The sequence below is a fragment of the Rubrivirga sp. genome, from assembly GCF_049648075.1.
GTDB lineage: Bacteria > Bacteroidota > Rhodothermia > Rhodothermales > Rubricoccaceae > Rubrivirga.
On the sequence record NZ_JBARYR010000612.1, the window covers coordinates 1 to 3,211 of the forward strand.

General features: G+C 69.6%; 3 protein-coding genes and 1 pseudogene. 2 read left to right on the forward strand and 2 right to left on the reverse strand.

What is annotated here, in order from left to right; all coding sequences use genetic code 11:
* A pseudogene (locus WBA11_RS16775) lies at positions 1-213 on the forward strand (hypothetical protein); the annotation flags it as partial.
* A 31-nt stretch (positions 214-244) separates the two neighbouring features.
* On the forward strand, positions 245-1,318 hold the full coding sequence (locus WBA11_RS16780) for a hemin-degrading factor (RefSeq protein WP_424521795.1): 1,074 nt from the start codon (positions 245-247) through the stop codon (positions 1,316-1,318).
* 102 nt (positions 1,319-1,420) lie between these two features.
* Here WBA11_RS16780 and WBA11_RS16785 read toward each other — a convergent pair whose 3' ends face one another.
* Both WBA11_RS16785 and WBA11_RS16790 read right to left on the reverse strand, forming a co-directional pair.
* Positions 1,421-2,098, reverse strand: a complete 678-nt coding sequence (locus WBA11_RS16785; RefSeq protein ID WP_424521796.1) for an HmuY family protein — start codon at positions 2,096-2,098, stop codon at positions 1,421-1,423.
* A gap of 67 nt (positions 2,099-2,165) precedes the next feature.
* Positions 2,166-3,211: TonB-dependent receptor domain-containing protein (locus WBA11_RS16790; RefSeq protein ID WP_424521797.1), on the reverse strand; the 1,046-nt coding region annotated here is incomplete at its 5' end.

Sequence of the window (3,211 nt, forward strand, 5' to 3'; positions counted from 1 at the left end):
TCCCAGTACGCCGACCGCATCGCGGTCTTGGCCGGCGGCAAGCTGGTCGCGGCCGGGACCGCCGACGCCGTGCTCACGCCCTCGATCGTTCAGTGCGCGTTCGGGATCTCGGTCGTCGTGACACAGAACCCGTGCGCCGCCTGCCCCATGGTCGTCCCGACCGTGGGCGACCTCGAGGACGACGTCTTCGCGCCTCTTCCTATCCTTGCTTGACCCCATGCGTCCTCGAGGACGCTCCAGACTGATGTCCGACCTCCGTACCACGTTCGCCGCCTTCCGCGCCGAGAACCCCAAGACCCGCATCCGCACCGCCGCCCGAGAGCTGGGCGTGAGCGAGGCCGAGCTGGTCACGACCGGCGTCGACGGCGACGTCATCCCGCTCGGCAAGCCCGACGGCGGCTGGCGCGCGCTGATCCACGATATCGAACCGCTCGGCGAGGTCATGGCGCTCACGCGCAACGACGCGTGCGTCCACGAAAAGCACGGCGTCTACGACAAGGTCTCGACCGACTTGCCGCACCAGATGGCGCTCGTCCTCGACGAGCCCATCGACCTCCGCCTGTTCTGCGGACGGTGGGCATCTGCGTTCGCCGTCGCGACACCGATGGGTGACGGCCAGCGCCGGAGCCTGCAGTTTTTCGACGCCCACGGCGACGCGGTCCACAAGATCTTTCTGACCGGCAAGAGCGACGCCGACGCCTACCACGCGTTCGTCGACGCCCACCGCGCCGACGACCTCGTTCCTTCGGCAGGCTCCGGACAGGCTCTCGAGGTCGAGCCCCGCGCCACGCGCGAGCCCGACACGCCCGATTCCGACCTCGAGGTCGACGCGTTCCTCCAGGGCTGGGCCGACCTCCAGGACACCCACGACTTTTTCCCCCTCTTGCGCAACCACGGCGTCGGGCGGACGCAGGCGCTGCGCCTGGCCGAAGGCCGATTCACCGAGCGCGCCGAGCCCGTCGCCGCACGCCGCGCCTTGGAGGCCGCTGCCCAAACTGGCACGCCGATCATGGTGTTCGTCGGCAACCCCGGCGCGATCCAGATCCACAGCGGGCCGGTCGAGCGGTTGCTCGAGCGCGGCCCCTGGTTCAACGTCTTGGACCCGACGTTCAACCTGCACCTCGACGAGACCCAGATCTCCGAGGCGTGGGTCGTCGTCAAGCCGACCGAGGACGGTGACGTGACCGCCCTCGAGGTCTACGACGACCAGGGCCGCCAGATCGTGCAGCTGTTCGGCGCGCGCAAGCCGGGGATCCCGGAGCTGACCGCGTGGCGCGAGATCGTCGCCGAGCTGCCCCGCGCAGGCGTGCCAGCGTAACCACCCTCGAGGGCGGACCGTGACCTCGAGGGCACCTACGAAAAACGCCGGCCTCGAGGACGAACCCCAAGACCGGCGCCGTAGCGGAGACGCAGATGCGGTCTACATCTCCATGTCACGCTCGAAGGACGAGCCGGTCGGGTTGGTCACGAACTCGAACGAGTAGTACCGGTCCTGCGACTGGTCCGTGATCGTGGACGGGTCCGGGGAGCCCTGGTAGTAGCTCGTGAAGCCCACCTTGGCGTAGCCCTGTCCGTCAGCGAGCCGGACCAAGAGCGTGCGACCGGCCGTGGGGACGACGTAGCCGCCGCGGCCGCTCGGGAATCCGACGTAGGTGTACCAGCCATTCCCGGTGCCGTCACAGACGGCGCGTGGAACGCCCGCCTCCGTACCGCGGGGTCCCCGGACGTCTGGGCACGGCGATTCGCCGTCGCGACGGTACGTGAAGTCGTTGGCGAGCGCGTCCTCGACGTCGTCGAACGCCTCGGGCACGACCACACCGAGCGCGGCGCCGGGGCCGCTCGAGCCGCCGTTCAGGATGATGTCCGTGCCGTTGAAGCCGATGTCCCACCGCGTCGAGGCCAAGTCGGCCCGCTCGGCGTCGTCGTAGCTCACGACGATCTCGTTGGTGCGGAGCGAGTAGAGGGTGAAGTTGTTTGTGCCGATCGTTTCGCCTGTCGTCGGGTCGCGCTGGGCCGGGTCCGCCGGAACGTCCTCGGCTGTAGCGCGGACCGGCTCGAAGACCTCGTCCTCGGACGAGTCGCAGGCGGTGAGAGTCAAGGCGAAGATCGCCGCGAAGAGTGGTAAGCGAGTCATTGATGTGGCGGCTTACGGGCCGCCGGTTGTGTTACAGCGAGAGCGTCGCGGCGGCGAAAAAGCGCCGGCCCGCGAGCGTGGGCACGAGCGCCGGGCGCGTCGTGTCCAAAAGGTTGTCGATGCCGAGTTGGAGACGGAGGCCAGTGGCTCCGACCTCGAGGTCGCGGGCGACGGCGAGATCAAAAAGGGCTGTGCCCGGGACGAACTCGTCGTCTCGGTTGGCGAAGCCGTTTCCATCGAGGTCGCGGAGTCCGTAGCGGCTCCGCCAGCGTCCTCGGAGCGAGCCCGTCCAGTCGCCGGTGCGGACGCCAGCGCGGGCCGTGACCGAGTGCGACGAGCGGCCGAACAGGTTGGCGTAGTCGCCCGGAGCCAAGCGGCGGTCCCGGCCCGTCACCGGATCGCGGCCGAAGACCGTCCCGTCCCCAAGCTCGGCCAGCACGTCGAGGTCGCGGGAGCGGAGCCACTGGTAGCCGGCCTGGAGCGACCACGCGCCCACGCCGCGCCGGGCCTCGAGGGTGAGCCCTTCGGTACGGATCCGCTCCAGGTTGACGTAGCTCAGGACTGGCGCCCCGTCCGCCAGGAGGGCGACGGGCTGGACGTCGATCAGATCGCGGACGGCATTGCGAAAAACGCCCGCCGTGACCTCCACGCCAGCGATGGTCGTCTCGACCTCGAGGTTGACCGCGACCGATGTCTCGGGACGGAGCGCATCGAGGGCGTCGCCCGACGTCGCGACCGGCGTGTAACGTCCCTGGGCCTCAAGCCGTGCCAGTCCGTCCTCCAAGCGATCGGCGCCGAAGAGCGTGTAGCCGCCGACGGCGTTCGAGAACTCGAGGTAGAGCTGGCGGAAGTCGGGCGCTTTAAACCCGCTGCCGACCGACAGCCGCACACGCGCGAGGTCGCCACGCACCAAAGCCGCCACCTTCGGACTAACGCGGGTGCCGACGTCGCCGTAGGCGTCCAGGCGGGCACTGGCGTTGAGCGCCACGCGGCGCGTCTCCCAGTCGTGCTGGACGAACGCGAACGCGTTCTCGGCTCGGGGCGCGTTGTCGCCGTAGCGCTCGCCCCCCAGCGCGT